The following is an 18711-nucleotide window of genomic DNA, read 5'->3' as shown; positions in this document are numbered from 1 at the left end:
TAAGCCGCCTCTCGCCCCCGTGGCGAATCCGAAATTTGCTAAGCCAGACACAGGATCGGCCGTTTGTTTCGCTTCTTCCGCTCGACGGAGAACCAGCGCCTTGTCGCAAGGCTGGTACGAGAATCTTTCCGGGAGCATAAATTCGGCTATGGCGCGGCCATTGTGTCGATGCTGGTGGTGGCCGCCATGACGGGGGCAAGCGCATGGATCCTGAAGGAGATCACCAACGAATTCGTGGTCTACAAGAGAGCGGATCGCGTCAACCTGATCGCGGCCGCGGTCGCCGCTATCTTCGTCCTCAAGGGCCTGGCGACCTTCGTTCAGGCCTATTTCATGAGCCGGGTCGGCAATGCCATCATCGCCGATAGGCAGCGAAAGATCTATGACCGGATCCTGGCGCAAGGCATCGAATTCTACCATTCGACCTCGTCGTCCGACCTGATCACCCGCATGACCAACAACGCCCAAGCCGCGCGCAGCGTGCTCGACCTCGTTGTCACGTCCTATGTGCGCGATCTGGTGACGCTGATCGTGCTGGTCGCAGTGATGGTCTGGGAGCAGCCGGCGCTGTCGCTGATCTGCTTCGTCGTCGGACCGGTGGCGATCCACGGCGTCAACAGCATTCTCAAGCGCGTGCGCCAGATCGCCAAGATGGAATTCCGCTCGCTCGGCCAGATCGTGCATGTGATGCAGGAAACGGCAATCGGCGTGCGCGTCGTCAAATCCTTCAATCTCGAAGGCGCGATGCGCAAGCGCATGTACAAGGCCGTGTCGGACGTCCAGAACCGCGCCAACAACATCGCGACGCTCGAGGCAGCCACCAGCCCGGTGATGGAAACGCTTGCCGGTCTGGCGATTGCCGGCGCAGTCTTCATCAGCGGCTTCCTGGTGCTGCAGGGCGGCCAGATGCCGGGCAACATCATGGCCTTTATCGGGGCGCTGCTGCTCGCTTATGAGCCGGCAAAGCGGCTGGCGCGCGTGCGCATCTCGCTGGAGACCGGCATTGTCGGCGTGCGCATGATGTTCCAGCTTGCCGACCGGCCGCTGACGCTGGCCGAAAAGCCCGGCGCCAAGCCGCTGCAGCCGGGCCCGGGCGAAATCCGCTTCGACAATGTCAGCTTCGCCTATCCCGAGAGCCCGCCGGTTTTCGAACATCTCAACCTGACCCTGGCGGCCGGCAAGATGACGGCGCTGGTCGGACCTTCCGGCGGCGGCAAGTCAACGATCCTCAACCTGATCATGCGCATGTACGACCCGCAGAGCGGCAAGGTGATGTTCGACGGCCAGGACATCTCCTTCGCCACGCTCGATTCACTCAGGCAGAAGATTGCCTATGTCAGCCAGGACACATTCCTGTTCGCCGGCACCATCATGCACAACATACGTCTCGGGCGTCAGGACGCGACCGACGAGGAGGTGATCGCCGCGGCCAAGGCCGCCAACGCGCATCACTTCATCAGCGCCATGGCCAAGGGCTACGACACGGAGGTGGGCGAGAACGGCTCGTTGCTGTCCGGCGGCCAGCGCCAGCGCATCTCGATCGCGCGCGCCATGCTGCGCAATGCCGAGATCCTGCTGCTCGACGAGGCGACCAGCGCGCTGGACGCCGAATCGGAAGCGCTGTTCCGCGACGCGCTGCAGCAACTCACGGTCGGGCGCACGACCATCGTCATCGCGCATCGGCTGTCAACGGTGCATCAAGCCGACACGATCGTGGTGCTGGAAAACGGCAAGGTGCTGGAAAGCGGCCCGCACAAGTCCCTGCTCAAACAGGGCGGACTCTATCAGAAGCTTTATGAATATCAGCTGATGCCGTGACGCCGGCGCTTACCCTCCCCGTTGTGGGGAGGGTCGCTGCGCAGCAGCGGGGTGGAGGTGCGGCGCCGACCGACCCGGACCTTCGGTCCGACCTCCCCACAGAGGGGCCCACAAGGGGGAGGTAGGGGGGTGCTGCCCGACTTATTATTCCGGCACTTTCCTGACAGCACCTTTGTCGGCGCTGGTGGCGAAGGCGGCGTAGGCGCGCAGCGCCGTCGTCACCTTGCGCTTGCGCTTTTCCTCAGGCTTCCAGGCCTCCGCGCCCTTGGCCGCCATAGCCTTGCGGCGGGCGTCGAGCTCGGCTTCGCTGACGGCGAGACGGATCTTGCGGTTCGGGATGTCGATCTCGATCGTGTCGCCTTCCTGAACCAGGCCGATCAGCCCGCCCTCGGCGGCTTCCGGCGAGACGTGGCCGATCGACAGACCCGACGTGCCGCCGGAGAAGCGGCCGTCGGTGATCAGCGCGCAGGCCTTGCCGAGGCCCTTCGACTTAAGATAGCTGGTCGGGTAGAGCATCTCCTGCATGCCGGGGCCGCCGCGCGGCCCCTCATAGCGGATGACGACGATGTCGCCCGCCTTGATCTCGTTGCCGAGGATCGCCTTGACGGAAGCGTCCTGGCTTTCGAAGACGCGGGCCGGACCGGTGAATTTCAGGATCGACTCGTCGACGCCGGCCGTCTTCACGATGCAGCCGTCGAGCGCCAGATTGCCCTTCAACACGGCGAGGCCGCCATCCTTGGAGAAAGGCGTCTTGGCCGAGCGGATGACGCCCGTCTCGCGGTTGGTGTCGAGATCCTCCCAGCGGCGATCCTGGCTGAAGGCGACCTGCGTCGGCACGCCGCCGGGGGCCGCAAGGAAGAAATCGCGGACATTCTGGCTGGAGGTGCGGGAAATGTCCCAATGGTCGAGCGCTTGGCCCAGCGTCGCGGTGTGCACCGTCGGCAAGTCGCGGTTGATCAGGCCCGCCTCGTCGAGCTGGCCGAGGATCGCCATGATGCCGCCGGCGCGGTGGACGTCCTCCATATGCACGTCGGACTTGGCCGGCGCCACCTTGCACAGCACCGGCACTTTCCGTGACAGCCGATCGATGTCTTCCATGGTGAAGTCGACCTCGCCCTCATGCGCGGCTGCAAGGATGTGCAGCACGGTGTTGGTCGAGCCGCCCATGGCGATGTCGAGCGCCATGGCGTTTTCGAAGGCGCCCTTGGAGGCGATGCTGCGCGGCAGCGCGCTGTCGTCCTCCTGCTCGTAATAGCGTTGGGCGAGATCGACGACGAGATGGCCGGCCTCGACGAACAGGCGCTTGCGGTCGGCATGGGTGGCCAAAGTCGAGCCGTTTCCGGGCAGCGACAGGCCGAGCGCCTCGGTCAGGCAGTTCATCGAATTGGCGGTGAACATGCCCGAGCAGGAGCCGCAGGTCGGGCAGGCCGAGCGCTCGATGACCTTGACGTCCTCGTCGGAGACGCGGTCGTCGGCGGCGGCGACCATGGCGTCGACCAGGTCGAGCGCTTGCGCCTTGCCGCCCAGCACCACCTTGCCGGCCTCCATCGGCCCGCCGGAGACGAAGACGGTCGGGATGTTGAGGCGCAGCGAGGCCATCAGCATGCCGGGGGTGATCTTGTCGCAGTTGGAGATGCAGACAATGGCGTCGGCGCAATGCGCGTTGACCATGTATTCGACGGAGTCGGCGATCAGCTCGCGCGAGGGCAGCGAATAGAGCATGCCGTCATGGCCCATGGCGATGCCGTCGTCGACGGCGATGGTGTTGAATTCCTTGGCGACGCCGCCCGCCTTCTCGATCTCGCGCGCTACGAGCTGGCCGAGATCCTTCAGGTGCACATGGCCCGGGACGAACTGGGTGAAGGAGTTGACCACGGCGATGATCGGCTTGCCGAAATCCGAATCCTTCATGCCGGTGGCGCGCCACAGGCCGCGGGCGCCGGCCATGTTGCGGCCATGGGTAGTGGTGCGGGAACGATAGGCAGGCATCGGATTGTCCTTGCTGGCCGGCCACGCCGATGCACGGCGGGCGGCGCTCAAATTTTAGTCGGCAGCGGTTATAGCGGCCATAGCCCGGCATGACCACCATTTTGCACTGCGCCAGATTCTTGCGAAAAAAGCATCGGGCGAAAAAGCATCGGGCCAGTGTCGGATCGCGGGCCGCACAGCCGTCCTTGGGCAGACGGCAAGGAATGGCACCATTCTCGGAGCCAGCCGTTCCACTACAACAAGCAGCAACCCGAGGAGCACGACATGCAAAAGATCACCACCTGCCTGTGGTTCGACGACCAGGCCGAAGAGGCGATGAATTTCTACGTGTCCATCTTCAAGAATTCCAAGGTGCTGAGCGTGATGCGTTGGCCCGAAGGCCACGCCGATGAAGGGAAGGTGCTGGTGACCACGTTCGAACTCGACGGCGTGCAGTTCCAGGCGCTCAATGGCGGCCCCCACTTCAAGTTCAACGAGGCGATGTCACAGTCGATCGACTGCAAGACGCAGGAAGAGGTCGATTATTTCTGGGACAGGCTCATCGAAGGCGGTGGTGAACCGTCACAATGCAGCTGGCTGAAGGACAGGTTCGGCGTCTCCTGGCAGGTCGTGCCGGAGCAGTTGCCCCGTCTGCTCCTGGATCCGGACCGGGCCAAGGCCGGCCGGGTCATGTCGGCTATGATGCAGATGAGCAAGATCGACATCGCCAAGATCGAGGAAGCGGCGAAGGGGTGATCGCGATATAGAGAATTTCTTATATTTCTTCTAGGCGCGCCAAAGCTATTGGCGCGCCTGATTGGTAGTTAGCAGTAGCACCTTGGTGCTGGTGAGACCTAGACCAGCCACTGCACTGAAGCGGACTGCCCTATAGGCGAGCTTCCGCAAATCTCTTTAGGGAGGATTCTGGATAGAACTTATCCTCCACAAAGAATCAGCGTAAATGTGATTCTTGGGAAGGGAGGGAAGTTTTCAATGCCTAAATCCTCGAAAGAATTAGAAAAAACGCCAGTTGCACCCCCGGCCAAACGGACGCGCATTAGCCAAGCTGATATTCCTGCTGTTTCGCTGCATGAGGCCTTACGAATTCCGCAGGCCATAGTGGACAGTTATGCAGCAAAGCCCACAGCTCCTCTCAGGGTCGCTCAAGCAGTCGAGATGACGCCCACTTCCGGGCCTTTCCGAATGTTGACGGGTGCAGCAATTGCATACGGTCTAACCGAGGGCGCCGCCCAAGGGAATCTCATATCGCTGACCCAATTGGGACTACAGGTGTGTCGTCCCACCGAAGATGGAATGCGCGAGGCGGGGTTGCGACAAGCACTATTGCAACCAAGGCTTATTGGTGAGTTTCTAAGGCGCTATGATCAAAGCAGATTGCCTAGCCCAGCTATCGCTGCCAACGTCTTGATCGAAATGGGCGTCCCTGCTGACAGGGCGCCTGAGGTGTTCGGCACAATATTGTCCGAGGCTCAACAGGTTGGATTCATCGCGGAAGTTAGCGGAAAGCCATTTGTCGACCTGGCAGCAACAAACGCCCCACATGACGCAACAGTCATCCCTGAAGAGATTCCGGACGTCAGCAAGCCTTTAGAAGCCTTAGCTGGCGACATTAAATTACCGTCCAACGCTAACGCCCATACGTCGGATATACCTACAGATACAAGAAAAAGGAAATTCGTATTTATTACACACGGAAAGAACAAGAAATTTGTTGAACCACTAAAGCAGATACTTGCCTTTGGTGAACTTGAAGCAAGAGTCGCAGTTCAGGAGGAAACTACCTCAATTGGCGTTCCCGATAAAATCATGAGCGGGATGAGAGAGTGCGGCGCAGCAATTATCCATGTCGACGCTGACCGAGTGCTAATCGATTCTGAAGGCAAGGAGCATACTCTCTTAAATTCGAATGTTCTGATCGAAATAGGAGCTGCGATGGCTCTATATGGAAACAGATTCATTCTTCTCGTTAAAGAGGGTGTCCAAATGCCATCAAATCTTCAAGGCCTTTATAGGGTGGAATACTCGGGAGACGACCTAGGTAGCGAGGCCACCGTTAAGCTCATGGGGGCTATAAACGACATGAAGAAACGGTAGCCTCCCTGCCGAATTATGCCGCCTTATCTCGGACCTGATAGTCCTTGACGGTGGCGAAGCGGATCGCCTTCCAGCGCTCGGCCTCGTAGTTGAGCGAGAAAGCGTGCTGGGCGAGGAAGACCGGATCGTTGTCGAGGTCGCGGGCGATGTCGCCGCGATGCGCCTCGATGAAGCGCTGGACATCCGCCCTGTCGTCGGCCGAGATCCAGCGGCAGACGGAGAAACGCGACATCTCGAAATCCACCGGCAGCGTGTATTCGATGTTAAGCCGCTCCTTCAGCACATCGAGCTGCAGCGCGCCGACAACGCCGACGATGGCCGGCGAGCCGTCCTCAGGCGAGAACAGCTGCACGACGCCCTCCTCGGCCATCTGATGCAGCGCTTCCTTCAGCTTCTTGGCTTTCATCGCATCGCCGAGGCGGACACGGCGCAGGATTTCCGGCGCGAAGTTCGGCACGCCGCGGAACAGGATCTCCTCGCCCTCGGTCAGCGTGTCGCCGATGCGCAGTGTGCCGTGATTGGGAATGCCGACGACGTCGCCGGCGAAGGCCTCGTCGGCGGTGACGCGGGTGCGGGCGAAGAAGAATTGCGGCGCCGAGAGGCTCATCGGTTTGCCGGTGCGCACCAGCTTGGCCTTCATGCCGCGCTCCAGCTTGCCGGAGCAGACGCGGACGAACGCGATCCGGTCGCGATGGTTGGGGTCCATGTTGGCCTGGATCTTGAAGACGAAGGAGGTCATCTTCCCCTCCGTCGCCTCGACCGTGCGTTCATCGGCTGCCTGGGCCCGCGGCGGCGGTCCGTAGGCGCCGAGCGCCTCGATCAGGTCGCGCACGCCGTAATTGCGCAGCGCCGAGCCGAAATAGACCGGCGTCAGATGGCCTTCGCGGAAGGCGTCGATGTCGAGCGGTCTGCACGCTTCCCGCGCGAGCTCCAGTTCCTCGATGAAGTCGTTGCGCTCGTTTTCCGGCAAAAGCCCGGCGACGCGGTTGGAATCCGGGCCGTTGACCGGCGTGCGCTCCTTCTCGTCATCGCTCCGGCGCACCGCGTTCTGCGCCAGGTGATAGGTGCCCGAAAAGGTCTTGCCGCGGCCGATCGGCCAGGTAACCGGTGCTGTGTCCAGCGCCAGCTTCTGCTCGATCTCGTCGAGGATTTCGAACGGATCGCGGCTCTCGCGGTCCATCTTGTTGACGAAGGTGATGATCGGGATGTCGCGCAGCCGGCAGACCTCGAACAGTTTCAGCGTGCGCGGCTCGATGCCCTTGGCGGCGTCGATGACCATGACGGCCGAATCCACCGCAGAGAGCGTGCGATAGGTGTCGTCGGCGAAATCCTCGTGGCCGGGCGTGTCGAGCAGGTTGAAGACGTTGTCGTCATATTCGAAGGTCATCACCGAAGTGACGACCGAGATGCCGCGCTCGCGCTCGATCTTCATCCAGTCGGACCGGGTCTGGATGCGATCCTTCTTGGCCTTGACCTCGCCGGCAAGCTGGATGGCACCGCCGAACAGAAGCAGCTTTTCGGTGAGCGTGGTCTTGCCGGCATCGGGGTGGGCGATGATCGCGAAAGTGCGGCGGCGCGAAACCGCCTGTTCGATGTCTTCTGCCAATTTTTGGAATCCTGTCTGTGGCGCGGGCTTCTAGCAGCGCATTTTGGGCGTGTCGACAGTTTCGGGCAGACCGGCACGGCCGAACAGCGTAGTCGATGTGGCCTGACAGGAACCTTAGGTCGTTCAGGTTCGCTCGCGATGACGGTCCTGGCGGCCCAACCGGGTAGCTAAACGTATCTCCGCCCGTTCGATGCCGATGTCGCGCAGCAGATAGTCCGGCAATTCGTCCAGCGTGGCCCGACCCCTGCGATTTCGCAGGATGCGCGCAAGCACGCCTCCGCCGGAACGGCAGATTTCGGGGATCGCAACGAGGAACCGTCCGAGCGCGGAATGGTTGGCCGCAAGCTCCTGTCCAAGGATGGTCATGGTTTATCCTCCTCTGTTTGAATGATGAAATCGGGAGGGCCCAGACTGGCCCTCCCGAAGGTTTGGCCGACAGAAGATCAGGATCGATCGTGCTCGCAGCTCGCCTGCAAAGGCACTTCACGATCGATCCCTCCATCAGGCGGCGGCGTATGCCGTCGTCGGATCGAACAGGCGCTTCACCTGCGTGATCTTGGTGGCCGGGAAGCCGCTCATCTTGGCGTGGCGCTGAATGATCGCCTCGTCCTTGGCGAGGTAGACGCAGAAGGTCTTGTCATCCGCGACGAAGGATTCGACCCACTGAATGTCCGGGCCGAGCTCGGCGAGAACGGCGTTCGAGGCCTTGGAGGCGTCGCGAAGCTGCTCGCGCTCGAAGGTGCCGACCTTGGGAATTTCACGTTCGATGATGTATTTCTGCATTTCGCAATCTCCTTGATCTTGGGTTCAACTGCCTCCGGACGCTCGACCAGATTCGATGCCGGTGACATTCCCGGGGCCGCTGAGCTAAACTGCAGCATGGCTCGCCGGGCAGACGGAGAATTGCGCAAGAGGCGGCCGACAGTCCTTACGCCGTCCTTATCTTCTTCCGATCCTTTGCCTACTGCCGTTACAGGATTGCTGCCGATGGGAACTTATTGCTTCGGCGACTTCGAGCTTAACGAGGACGCTCGCGCCCTCCGTCTCGCCGGAAGCGAGATCGAGGTGCAGCCCCTGGTCTTCGATTTCCTCGCCATCCTGCTGCGGCACCGGGACCGGGCCATGAGCAAAGACGAATTGCTTGAAACGCTATGGCCAGGCGTGACGGTGACGGAAGCTTCGTTGCAGCGCGTGGCTAGCCTTGCCCGCGGCGTTCTTCGCCAGGGCGGCATGGAAACGGCGCTGCGCAACCTGCCCCGCTTCGGCTACCGGATTTGCCTCGACCTGCCGCCCATTTCGGCGAACGGGCCGGCCGGCGCGGGCGGCAAGCTTTCGAGCCCCGGTTCACCGGTTCTGTCGGCACGCGAAGCTGTTGCTGTCAGAAAATGGCACGAGGCCGCGGCCTGCTTCACCGAAGCGGATGCCGCTGGCGAGCTGCTGACGGCCGATCTCGAGGAATGGGCACTTGCGCTGGAGTGCATGGGGCGCCCGGCTGAAGCCATCCCGCTTCTGGCGCGCGCGGTGACTGCCTACGGCGTGGCCGGCGAGCGCTTGCGAGCGGCGTCCCCGGCAATCGGCCTGGCCAGGGTTCATCTGGAGAGAGGGGAACTTGCCGTCGCCAAGGGCTGGCACAAGCGGGCGGCGCAGCTGATCGATGGCGCAACCGACAGCAGGGAGCACGGCCTGTGGTGCTGGATGGGAGCGCGCATCATGGGCGCGGAAGCCGAGCCGGAGCAGGCGCTTGCGCTTGCCGAACAGGCTTTCGCGGTTGGCAGAGATCTCGAAGATCCGGTCGTGGAGTCGCTCGGGCTGATCTATCGCGGCTTTTTCAAGCTCTGCCTCGGTGAAACCAAATCCGGCCAGGAGGATCAGGATTTCGCCGCCGCGCTGGGTCTCTCCAGCGACGTGGACCCGGTCGTCGGCGGCATTCTCTACTGCAACATACTTTGGGCCTGCCGGAATTTTGGCGACTGGGCGAGGGCCAACCAATGGACCCTCGGCTATGAGGACTGGTGCAGGGGACATGGGCTTGAGGATCTGTCGGGCTCCTGCCGGCTGCATCGCGCCGAAGTGCTCGGCGTTCACGGCACGCTGAAGGAGGCTGAGGCGCTGGTACGCGCCGCGCTCGACCAACTCGCCGTCGACGCCCCCTGGGCGACGGGCGATGCGCTGCGTGTCTTGGGTGACATTCATCTGGCCGCCGGAGATCTCACCGAGGCGGAAACAGCCTATCGGGCGTCCCATGCCGCCGGCTGGGATCCGCAGCCCGGCCTGGCGCTGCTGCAGCTGGAGCAAGGCCAGGCCGAGGCCGCCTTCAGCGCTCTCGAGCGGTCGTTGGTCGGAAACGGCTGGCCGACGCTGCAGCGGCGAGGCATGGTCCTTGCCACTCTCGCCAAGGTGGCGGCGCGCACCAATCGTCTCGAGCGTGCAAAAGAAGTCATCGCCGAGTTGGAGAGCCAGCCGCAGCGCTGGCCGATGGCCTCCATCCGGGCGCTGACCGCCGAGGCCAAGGCTGAACTTTTCATACGGGAAGGCCGCCTCCCCGAGGCTGTTCGGGAGCTGCAGACCGCATGCTCGCGCTGGAGCGAGGTCGGCTCGCCGGTCAATGTCGCCGATGCGAGGCTTGCGCTCGCAGCGCTGCTCATCCAGCTCGGCGATCGTGCCGGCGCGGAGTTGGAGCTCGGCACAGCGTTGGCGTTAGCGAAGAAGGTCGACTCTTCACGGCTCACGCGGCGCTGCGAAGAGCTGAAGGGCCTGCTTGTCGGGACGCAGAAGATAGCGGTGGGCGGCGCTTAGCCGCTTCTCGCTTGAGGTCTGGCCGGCGCGATGGCATGACGGGGAAATCTCCTCTGAAGGTCATGACATGAGCAGCGCAAAACAAGTCATCGTCATCGGCGCCGGCATCCTCGGCGCATCGATCGCCTGGCATCTGGCGAAGGCCGGAGCGCGGGTGACGGTCGTCTCGACAAGCGGCGGCGGCGGAGTCGCGACGCCCAATTCCTTCGCCTGGATCAACGCAAGCTGGGGCAATCCGCAGACCTATTTCCGGCTGCGCATCCGGGCTATGGCCGAATGGAAACGCTTGGCGAATGATCTGCCGGGCCTGCCGCTTGCCTGGTGCGGCGGCCTGTGCTGGGACCTGCCGGCGGACAAGCTCAAAGCCTATGCGGCCGAGCATTCGTCCTGGGGCTACGGCATCGAGCAGGTCGGCCGCGAACAGGCGGCGCGGATCGAACCCAATCTGACCGAGCTTCCCGATTTTGCGCTTCATGTCGCCGAGGAAGGCGTGGCCGAGCCGGTCGCGACCGCAACGGCGCTGCTGGCGGACGCCGAACGGCGCGGCGCGCGGCTCATTACGGGGACTGTCGATAGACTGACTCTATCGGGCGGCAGCCTGAGTGGCGTCGTCGTTGCGGGTGAAACCATCGCCGCCGACGAGGTGGTGATCGCCGCCGGCGCTGGCGCTCCGGCGATCGCCGCGACGGCAGGCGTCCAGTTGCCGATCAAGACGCCGCCCGGTCTGATCGTGCATTCGCGACCCTACAGGAAGCTCCTCAATGGCCTGGTGCTGGCCGAGAGGCTGCATATGCGGCAGACGGCCGATGGCCGGATCATCGCGGGCTCGGATTTTGGCGGCGGCGATCCGGGCGAGAACCCGGAGGCAACCGCGCTTGAGCTTTTCGAAGCGGTGAAAGCGATGCTGCGCGGCGCCGACGGGCTGGAGTACGATTTCCATACGGTCGGCTATCGTCCTACTCCGATCGATGGTTTCCCAATTGTTAGCCGCGCCGACGGCGTAGGCGGCGTCTATGTCGCCGTCACCCATTCCGGCATCACGCTGGCACCCGCCATCGGCCTGTTTGCGGCCCGCGAAATCGTCGATGGCGAGCGCGATCCATTGCTCGCGCCTTATGCGCTGTCGCGCTTCGCTCAGTAGCCCGGCGGCCGGCGAAACCCGTCGGTCAGCGGCGCGATCGCCGCAGCGACGCCGAGCAGTCTCGCCTCCGACCAGCGCTTGCCGACCAGTTGCAGGCCGATGGGCAACCCGTTGCTGTCCTGCCCGCCTGGTATCGCCAGCGCCGGATGGCCGGAATAATTGAAGACCGCGCCATAGGCCGGCAGCATCCAATAGCTCTCGTCCTTGCCGTCGACCTTCAGCGCGCTGCCTGGCTTGCAGTGCGGAAAGGCCGTTGTCATGGCGACCGGGCAAAGCAAGGCATCACAGCTCTCGAAGAACCGCTCCCAAGCAAGGATCGACCGGTCGCGGCGAACGAGCGCCGCGAACCAGCGCGACACCGGCGCAGGCTGTTCCGGCGGTTCCGGTTGCGCTGCCTCCAGCATCATGCCGATCAACTTGCCGCCCTCGGCGAGATCATCATGCAGGTCGAGCTTCGGCAGTTTGGCTTCCTCGACGTGCGCGCCGGCGGAAGCCAGCCTAGCAGCCAATCTCTCGACCGCGGCGCCGATCTCGGCGGCCACCGGAAAGCCGCGGAAGGTGCCGGCGAAGGCGATGCACAGCGATTTCATCTCGATCGTCGATATGGGATCAACGGGCACCGGCGCCAGATCGGTATCGCCGCCGTCCGGACCGGCAATGATCCGGTAAATCAGCGCCAGGTCCTCCAGATTGCGAGCAATCGGCCCAACACAGGACATCAAGCGGACGCTGCGCGGAATGCCGCCCGGGTCGGGAAAAGCGCCGGCCAGCGAGACGCGATGCTCGGTCGGCTTCAGGCCGTAGACGCCGCAAAAGGCGGCGGGCAAGCGGATGGAACTCTGCATGTCGGTGCCGACCTCGAAGGGCGTCATGCCCGTCGCGACCGCAGCGGCGGCGCCGCCGCTGGAGCCGCCCGCTGTGCGCGACGGATCCCAAGGGTTGCCGGTGCGGCCGAACAGCGGATTGTCAGACTGCCAGTCGCCCAGCATGGTGGCGACATTGGTTTTGCCGACCAGCACGCCGCCGGCTCTCTTTAGCCTGGCAACCACAGGGCTGTCCTGCTTGGGAACGTAGTCGGCAAATGGCGGGAAACCGACCGTCGTCTTCATGCCAGCGGTCTCGTGCGCGTCCTTCAGCGTGAACGGCACGCCGTGCAGCGGGCCGAGCGCGGCGCTGCGGGCCAGTGCCACATCGGCTTCTCGGGCACGCTGAAGCGCACCTTCCCGGTCGAGGAGGATGACGGCGTTCAGTGCTTCGTTATGTCGGTCGATCTGCGCCAGATGCGCATCGAGCGCCTCCACGGCCGAGATTCTCCGCCGGGCAATTGCTGCCGCAAGTTCGGTAGTCGAGGAAAATCCGATGTCCATTGTGCTGCACTCCGGCTGCTTGCCGCGCTGCGCCTTGAACATGACGGATGAGAGCGCGGCTTCAAGCCGAACTCAGCATCGTTAGGACAGCGGTGCTTGATCGAAATTGCGCCGAGCTGTGGTCAGGGCGGCGCTGTCCCGCGACCTTCGCTACGTTTGGAGCTAGACGGCCAACGCGAACTTAGCAACGGTCGGCGCGAACGGCCGGATGTTTGTGCCGTCCCTTGTCATGGTGACAAAGCTCGACGGCGGGATCGCCTGCCATTCTCCGCCGTCGCGGTCGAACGGTTCGGAGACGATGCAGCGGCCGGCGCGGCTCGCGAATGCGCCGGTATAGAGCGTTGGCGCCTGGCCGTCGGTGGCGTAGCGCACGGCGTAGAGCGCCTCGCCATCGGAAAATGCCGCTGTCAGCTTCAGGGAGGGTTCGAGACCGGCGTGGCGCGAAGCCTCGAGAACGCGGCTGGTGGCGCGGGCTACCGCGCCTTGCGGGTCGGCGGACAGGCCTTCGTCGAGCATCAGCAGGAAGAACAGTTCGGAATCAGTCGTCCCTTCGCGCTGGTCGAAGACAGCATCCGACAGCGAATTCTCAAGCGCGCGGCGGATCTTCTCGAAGCCGCCGATCTGGCCGTTATGCATGAACGACCAGCGGCTGGAGACGAAGGGATGGCAGTTCATGCGGCTGGTCGCGCCGCCGGTGGAGGCGCGCACATGAGCGAGGAACAGGCCTGATTTGATCTGCCGGCAGAGGCTTTTCAGATTGGGGTCCGACCAGGCCGGCAGGATGTCGCGGTAAAGGCCGGGCTCGGGACGGTCGCCATACCAGGCGAGGCCAAAACCGTCGCCATTGGTCGGCGACTTGGCCTCCTGGGCGCAGTGGCTCTGGGCAATCAGCGAGTGGCAGGGCGCGGTGACGATGTCTTCGAGGAAGACCGCTTCACCGAGATAAGCCGCCCACCGGCACATCGCATTCCACCATTTATCAGGCGCGATCCATCAGAGCCTGAGGCTCCTTCACCGCGTGTGAGCCTCTGTTGTTCGTGCGCTCATAGAGCTCACGGACGATTCGGCTGGCGGTAGTCTCGAACAGAAATGGCAAGAAAGCGTGAACGAGGGCGGCGCCCGCGGCCATCGACAGGCGGGAGCAGAACCAGGCGGCGAAGGCCATGTGGCCGAAATAGGTTTCGCCAACCTTGGCCGGGTGAGACGTAAAGAGCGCCGAAAACCGCGTCGTCATGGTGATCCCTCCTGCCGGGATGAGCCCCGATATTGAGTATCCTGCCACGAGTTGAAGGTTCATCGATCCCAAATTGTCCTTGTGTCTAGCCCTATTTTGGGACATTTATCCCAAGAATGGCATATGATATCGACGAAACTGATCGGAGATTGCTGGCCGAACTGCAGCGCGACGGCACGCTTTCCGTCGACCAGTTGTCGGAGCGCGTGGCCTTGTCCCGCAACGCCTGCTGGCGGCGCGTGAAGCGGCTGGAGGAGGAGGGCGTCATTACCAGGCGCGTGGCGCTGGTCGATGCCGACAAGCTTGGACTCGGGCTTTCGGTGTTCATCCTGATCCGCACGTCGAACCACGACCCGGACTGGCTGCAAAAGTTCCGGGCGGCGGTGACGGGCTTTGCGGAGATCACCGGCGTCTACCGCATGTCGGGCGACCTCGACTATGTGCTGAGAGCCCGCGTCGCCGACGTGAAAGCCTATGACAGGCTCTATCAGCGGCTGATCGCCAAGGTGCCGCTGTCGGACGTCTCCGCTTCCTTCGTCATGGAGGAGATCAAGGAGACGACCGTCGTTCCGGTGGAGTTGCGCTGACGCGGAACCGCATTGAAAGAAAGGCGTTGATAGCGTCGCGGCCGGGTTGACCGAATCGGCAGCCGCGCCGATAGGAATGGGCTCATGCGCACGGCTGTCTATCCTTCCTCCGTCATCGGCCCCACCGTCGGTTTCGTCAGGCTTCCGCATGGCGAGGGCTTGCCGCTGCCGACCTATGAAAGCGCGGGCGCGGCCGGGATGGACCTGCGAGCCGCGGTGCCGGAAGACCGGCCGCTGCTTATCCTGCCCGGAAAACGCGCGCTGGTGCCGACCGGGCTGATCGTGGAAATCCCGGAAGGCATGGAAGGCCAGGTGCGGCCGCGCTCCGGCCTCGCCTTCAAACATGGGCTGACCGTGCTCAACACGCCCGGCACCATCGACAGCGATTACCGCGGCGAGGTGAAAGTGCTGCTCGTCAATCTTGGCGATGAGGACTTCGCGGTGACGCGCGGCATGCGGATCGCGCAGATCGTGTTTGCGGCAGTCACGCAGGTGGCCAGCGAAGAACGGGCGCTCGCCGGCGGCACGGCGCGCGGCGCCGGCGGTTTCGGATCGACCGGCACCGCCTAAATGCAAGTCCCAAAACTGGTCATCTTCGATTGCGACGGGGTTCTGGTCGACACCGAGAACCTTGCCAATCGGCGCCTCGCCGACTGGCTTTGTGAAGCGGGCTTTCAAACCACATTCGAATATCGCCGCAAGACCTTCTCGGGCCGCAGCATGGCCTCGGTGCAGAAAGAGATCGAAGAGGCGACCGAGGCCCGGCTCGGCGCCGACTTCGTCGAACGCTGGAACGCCGGCCTGCCGGATCTATTCGCGCATGGCGTCGAGGCGATGCCTCACGTGCGCGATTTCATCGAAAAGGTGCGCGCCGCCGGTATTGCCTATTGCGTCGCCTCGTCGGCGCGGGTTTCGAAGATGCATATCACGCTCGGGCAGACCGGCTTATTGCCGCTGTTCGAGCACGCCATGTTTTCCTCGACCATGGTCGGGCGCGGCAAGCCGTTCCCGGACCTTTTCCTGCATGCGGCAAAGACGATGGGCTTCGAGCCGGCCGACTGCATCGTCATCGAGGACAGCATCGCCGGCACCCAGGCCGGCATTGCCGCCGGCATGCGCGTGTTTTCCTATCACGCCGATCCATTCTCGGACCGCGACGGGCTGGCGGAAGCCGGCGGCGTCCTGTTCGACGACATGCGCGACCTCGCAGGACTGGTGCCGATCCTTTGATCGGACACTGGCGCGGTTCCGCTTTCGTCGAATTGCCGAGCCGCTCCAGCTACTTGTTTTTACGCAATTCCGGACGGAAAACTGTTTCACATTCTTCCTGGAATTGCTCCGGGCTGTTCGGCGAAATCTTCCGTGCTAGCGTGCAGCCGTCAAACAGCCGGCGGCTCCCACCCCATGAAATTCACCCTGCTTCGCCTCGCCCTCGCTCTTGTGCTTCTGTCATGGCTTTGGGGCCCGGCGAGCGCGGAGAATGTCAGCTTTCCGGACTTTGCCAGCGCCATCCCGGGCCACAAGGACGTCACCTATCTCGACCTCGCCAGGATCGTCATCCCCGATCTGGCGTTGAACGCCGACGGCTTCTACCACGGCGGCTTGCCGATCGAAATGCGCCACGTCGCCGGTCCGGACAGCGGTGGCTCGCCGCCTGAAACGTCAAGCCTGCCCAATGCTGCGGTGCTTGCCATCAAGGCCGGCGGCAAGGACCGGCTGACCATGCTGTTCGATCTCGGCGACTCTCCCGACAGCGCCGAGGGCTATGCGGTGCTGGCGCTCTACGATCTGACCGGCGGCAAGCCGGCGCTGCTCGACGCGGTCAATGTCGCCGTCGATCGCAGCACCTATTTTCGCGAACCGAACAAACTGTCGGTCGGCGCCGGTGACGATATCCTCATTACCATGAGCACGCATTTCAATTCGAGCCAGGGCTATGTGATCACGCCGTTGATCATGGTGCGCAACGACAAGTTCGAACTGATCGACATGATCTACACGTTCGATGAAAGGCTATGCACCTACAGCCGCAAGCAGGACATCGCTTTTAAGGCCATTGCCGGTGGCCGGCCGCATGCAGCCGTCAAGGTGACGGTGGCCGATGCCACGATACCAAGCGGCGAAAGCTGCGACGATGCGGCGCCCGAGGCGTCCTCGAAAGACATTTCAGTCATCTATCATTGGGATAAGAAAGCGTCGCGCTACGTGGCGAGTTCAGACGCCCTCAAACGGTTGTCAGCAGAGAACGAGAAACGCTTCTGAGCCGAGCGCATTCGTTTGCCCGAGCGGGGCGACCGCGATAAATTCCCCGCACGACCCATGATTGAGGACCCGCCATGGACAAGGGCAAGATTTTTCGCGATCTGCACGCCTCGACCTTCGTCATGCCCAATCCCTGGGATGTCGGCACGACCAAGCTTCTGGCTTCCTTCGCCTTCAAGGCGCTGGCCACGACCAGCGCCGGCTTCGCCTTCTCGCGCGGCCTGCCCGACGGCGCGGTGACATTCGAGGCCATGATCCACCATTGCCGCGAAGTGACGGCGGCAACCGACCTGCCGGTTTCGGCCGATCTCGAGCGCGGCAAGGGCGACAGCGCCGAGCAGGCGGCAGAAACCATCTTCGCGGCGGAAGCCGCCGGCCTTGCCGGTTGCTCGATCGAGGACCATACCGGCGATCACGAGAATCCGATCTACGAGTTCTCGCATGCTGTCGAACGCGTCGCCGCGGCCGCCGAGGCGGCGCGCGCCCTGAAGCACGATTTCGTGTTCACCGCGCGGGCCGAGAATTTCCTTTGGGGCAAGACCGATCTCGACGACACGATCAAGCGTCTGCAGGCTTTCGAGAAAGCCGGCGCCGACGTGCTTTATGCGCCGGGCCTGAGCGACACCGACGCGGTGCGGACGGTCTGCTCCGCGGTCAGCAAGCCGGTCAATGTCATGGCGCGACCCGGCTTCACCGTGGCCGACCTTGCTGCGGCCGGCGTAAAACGCGTCTCGCTCGGGCCATGGCTGACGAATTTCGCCTTTGGCATGCTGGAAACCGCTGCGCGGGAAATCCAGCAGGACGGCACCTTCGGCTTCACCCGTTCGGCGATGCCGTTCGGCAAGCTGCAGGCGCTGTTCCGCGGGGGCGGTACCGAGCAGGATTAGGGCGTTCAGCGTTTCACGGAAACACCGAACCGCTCTATCCCCTTGTTGCGCATTTCCGGACGAAAAACCGCTACGCGCTTTTCCTGAAATTGCGCTGGACCGGGTCCCGCGCCGAAACCGCCTTGTGCAGATGCACCATCATGGCGGCGGCAAAGAGCGGGGTCAAAAGGTTGAGCAGCGGCACGGCAAGGAAGACCGCGATCAGCAGTCCGGCCAGGAATACCGTGCCCGCATACTTCCGGCGCAGCGCCTTGGCTTCGGCCTCGGGGCGGAAGCGCATGGCGGCGAACTCGAAGAATTCGCGGCCCAGCAGATAGCCGTTGACGATGAAGAAGGCGGCGAGGTTGATGCCCGGCACCAGGAGCAGCAGCAGGGCGACGATGTTGCCGAGGATCACGACGCCAAAGAATTTTATCGCCAGCGCCATCGACTGCAGCACCGGCACGGCGCGGCCGGGCAGATCGCCGGGATAGTCGGTGCGCTCGACCACCTCGGCGATATCGTCGAGGAACAACCCTGCGACGATCGCCGTCACGGGTGCCACGAGCAGCGCCATGCCCATTGCCAAGAGGATGCTGGCGATGATGCCGCTCAGCCATCCTGCCCAGGACGGCAGGCCGGGCACAAATGTCTGCAGCCACGGCCATGCCAGCCATTCGAGCAGGCTCTCGATGCCGAACCAAAGCGCCACCAAGGCGAGCAGCGTCAGGCCCAGCGTCTTCAGAAAGACGGAGCGGAATTCAGGTGAGAACAGCCGGCTGGCGGCGGCGCGGGCGGCGTCGAGGATCACGGCAGGTCCAAGCCCTTACAGAGGAACGTCGTTCCCGAGATAGGCCGGCTTGCTAAGCGGCGCAACTAAAGCGCGTCGCGTCGACGCGCCTTAGGTTTGTCTCGATGCATGTCGTCCTCCCAAAACCGCCATGCACTTTT

Annotated in this window: 18 protein-coding genes; 10 read left to right on the top strand and 8 right to left on the bottom strand. The window is 63.2% G+C overall.

What is annotated here, in order from left to right:
* Window positions 1-63 precede the first annotated feature (63 nt).
* Window positions 64-1818: an ABC transporter ATP-binding protein gene (locus CK215_RS14065; protein WP_095831253.1), complete on the top strand. Its 1755-nt coding sequence runs from the start codon at window positions 64-66 to the stop codon at window positions 1816-1818.
* 144 nt (window positions 1819-1962) lie between these two features.
* Here the strand turns inward: CK215_RS14065 and ilvD are convergent, their stop codons facing one another.
* A complete protein-coding gene (ilvD, locus tag CK215_RS14060) occupies window positions 1963-3807 on the bottom strand; it encodes a dihydroxy-acid dehydratase (RefSeq protein ID WP_095831339.1) in 1845 nt (614 codons plus the stop codon).
* Between the two features lie 264 nt (window positions 3808-4071).
* Here ilvD and CK215_RS14055 point away from each other — a divergent pair, with 264 nt between their 5' ends.
* Window positions 4072-4542 carry a VOC family protein gene (locus tag CK215_RS14055; RefSeq protein ID WP_095831338.1) on the top strand — a complete coding sequence of 157 codons (471 nt, stop codon included), beginning with the start codon at window positions 4072-4074 and terminating at the stop codon, window positions 4540-4542.
* 237 nt (window positions 4543-4779) lie between these two features.
* Window positions 4780-5901 carry a TIR domain-containing protein gene (locus CK215_RS14050; protein WP_095831252.1) on the top strand — a complete coding sequence of 374 codons (1122 nt, stop codon included), beginning with the start codon at window positions 4780-4782 and terminating at the stop codon, window positions 5899-5901.
* 13 nt (window positions 5902-5914) lie between these two features.
* Here the strand turns inward: CK215_RS14050 and CK215_RS14045 are convergent, their stop codons facing one another.
* From CK215_RS14045 to CK215_RS14035, 3 genes are all read right to left on the bottom strand, one after another.
* Window positions 5915-7507, bottom strand: a complete 1593-nt coding sequence (locus tag CK215_RS14045; protein ID WP_095831251.1) for a peptide chain release factor 3 — start codon at window positions 7505-7507, stop codon at window positions 5915-5917.
* A 123-nt stretch (window positions 7508-7630) separates the two neighbouring features.
* On the bottom strand, window positions 7631-7873 hold the full coding sequence (locus CK215_RS14040; protein WP_067003572.1) for a DUF1127 domain-containing protein: 243 nt from the start codon (window positions 7871-7873) through the stop codon (window positions 7631-7633).
* Between the two features lie 135 nt (window positions 7874-8008).
* On the bottom strand, window positions 8009-8290 hold the full coding sequence (locus tag CK215_RS14035; protein ID WP_067003570.1) for a DUF4242 domain-containing protein: 282 nt from the start codon (window positions 8288-8290) through the stop codon (window positions 8009-8011).
* 204 nt (window positions 8291-8494) lie between these two features.
* Here CK215_RS14035 and CK215_RS14030 point away from each other — a divergent pair, with 204 nt between their 5' ends.
* Window positions 8495-10303 carry a winged helix-turn-helix domain-containing protein gene (locus CK215_RS14030; RefSeq protein ID WP_170950298.1) on the top strand — a complete coding sequence of 603 codons (1809 nt, stop codon included), beginning with the start codon at window positions 8495-8497 and terminating at the stop codon, window positions 10301-10303.
* A 67-nt stretch (window positions 10304-10370) separates the two neighbouring features.
* Window positions 10371-11444, top strand: coding sequence for an FAD-binding oxidoreductase (locus tag CK215_RS14025; RefSeq protein WP_095831249.1), 1074 nt, complete (start codon window positions 10371-10373; stop codon window positions 11442-11444).
* On the opposite strand, the gene CK215_RS14020 is transcribed toward CK215_RS14025, so the two are convergent.
* From CK215_RS14020 to CK215_RS14010, 3 genes are all read right to left on the bottom strand, one after another.
* Window positions 11438-12811, bottom strand: coding sequence for an amidase (locus CK215_RS14020; protein WP_095831337.1), 1374 nt, complete (start codon window positions 12809-12811; stop codon window positions 11438-11440). The two genes, CK215_RS14025 and CK215_RS14020, sit on opposite strands and share 7 nt — an antisense overlap.
* A 162-nt stretch (window positions 12812-12973) precedes the next feature.
* A complete protein-coding gene (locus tag CK215_RS14015) occupies window positions 12974-13774 on the bottom strand; it encodes a class II glutamine amidotransferase (RefSeq protein WP_067003564.1) in 801 nt (266 codons plus the stop codon).
* A 16-nt stretch (window positions 13775-13790) separates the two neighbouring features.
* Entirely contained in the window at window positions 13791-14045 is a 255-nt protein-coding gene (locus CK215_RS14010; protein ID WP_067003741.1) for a DUF6356 family protein, read from the bottom strand.
* A gap of 116 nt (window positions 14046-14161) precedes the next feature.
* Between CK215_RS14010 and CK215_RS14005 the strand changes: the two genes are divergently transcribed.
* The 5 genes from CK215_RS14005 (at window position 14162) to CK215_RS13985 (ending at window position 17781) form a co-directional block, all read left to right on the top strand.
* Window positions 14162-14632 (top strand): Lrp/AsnC family transcriptional regulator, encoded by a 471-nt coding sequence (locus tag CK215_RS14005; protein ID WP_095831248.1) that lies wholly within the window; start codon window positions 14162-14164, stop codon window positions 14630-14632.
* 84 nt (window positions 14633-14716) lie between these two features.
* Window positions 14717-15202: a dUTP diphosphatase gene (gene dut, locus CK215_RS14000; protein ID WP_067324332.1), complete on the top strand. Its 486-nt coding sequence runs from the start codon at window positions 14717-14719 to the stop codon at window positions 15200-15202.
* On the top strand, window positions 15203-15862 hold the full coding sequence (locus CK215_RS13995; protein WP_095831247.1) for an HAD family phosphatase: 660 nt from the start codon (window positions 15203-15205) through the stop codon (window positions 15860-15862).
* A gap of 174 nt (window positions 15863-16036) precedes the next feature.
* Entirely contained in the window at window positions 16037-16894 is an 858-nt protein-coding gene (locus tag CK215_RS13990) for a hypothetical protein (RefSeq protein WP_095831246.1), read from the top strand.
* A 74-nt stretch (window positions 16895-16968) separates the two neighbouring features.
* Entirely contained in the window at window positions 16969-17781 is an 813-nt protein-coding gene (locus CK215_RS13985) for an oxaloacetate decarboxylase (protein ID WP_095831245.1), read from the top strand.
* Between the two features lie 70 nt (window positions 17782-17851).
* Here CK215_RS13985 and CK215_RS13980 read toward each other — a convergent pair whose 3' ends face one another.
* Window positions 17852-18571, bottom strand: a complete 720-nt coding sequence (locus CK215_RS13980; protein WP_095831244.1) for a sulfate transporter family protein — start codon at window positions 18569-18571, stop codon at window positions 17852-17854.
* Window positions 18572-18711: the final 140 nt, after the last annotated feature.

The sequence above is a fragment of the Mesorhizobium sp. WSM3864 genome (genome assembly GCF_002294955.1).
Lineage (GTDB): Bacteria > Pseudomonadota > Alphaproteobacteria > Rhizobiales > Rhizobiaceae > Mesorhizobium.
Note: the sequence above shows the minus strand (reverse complement) of the source record. Positions and strands in the feature narration are given on the sequence as shown.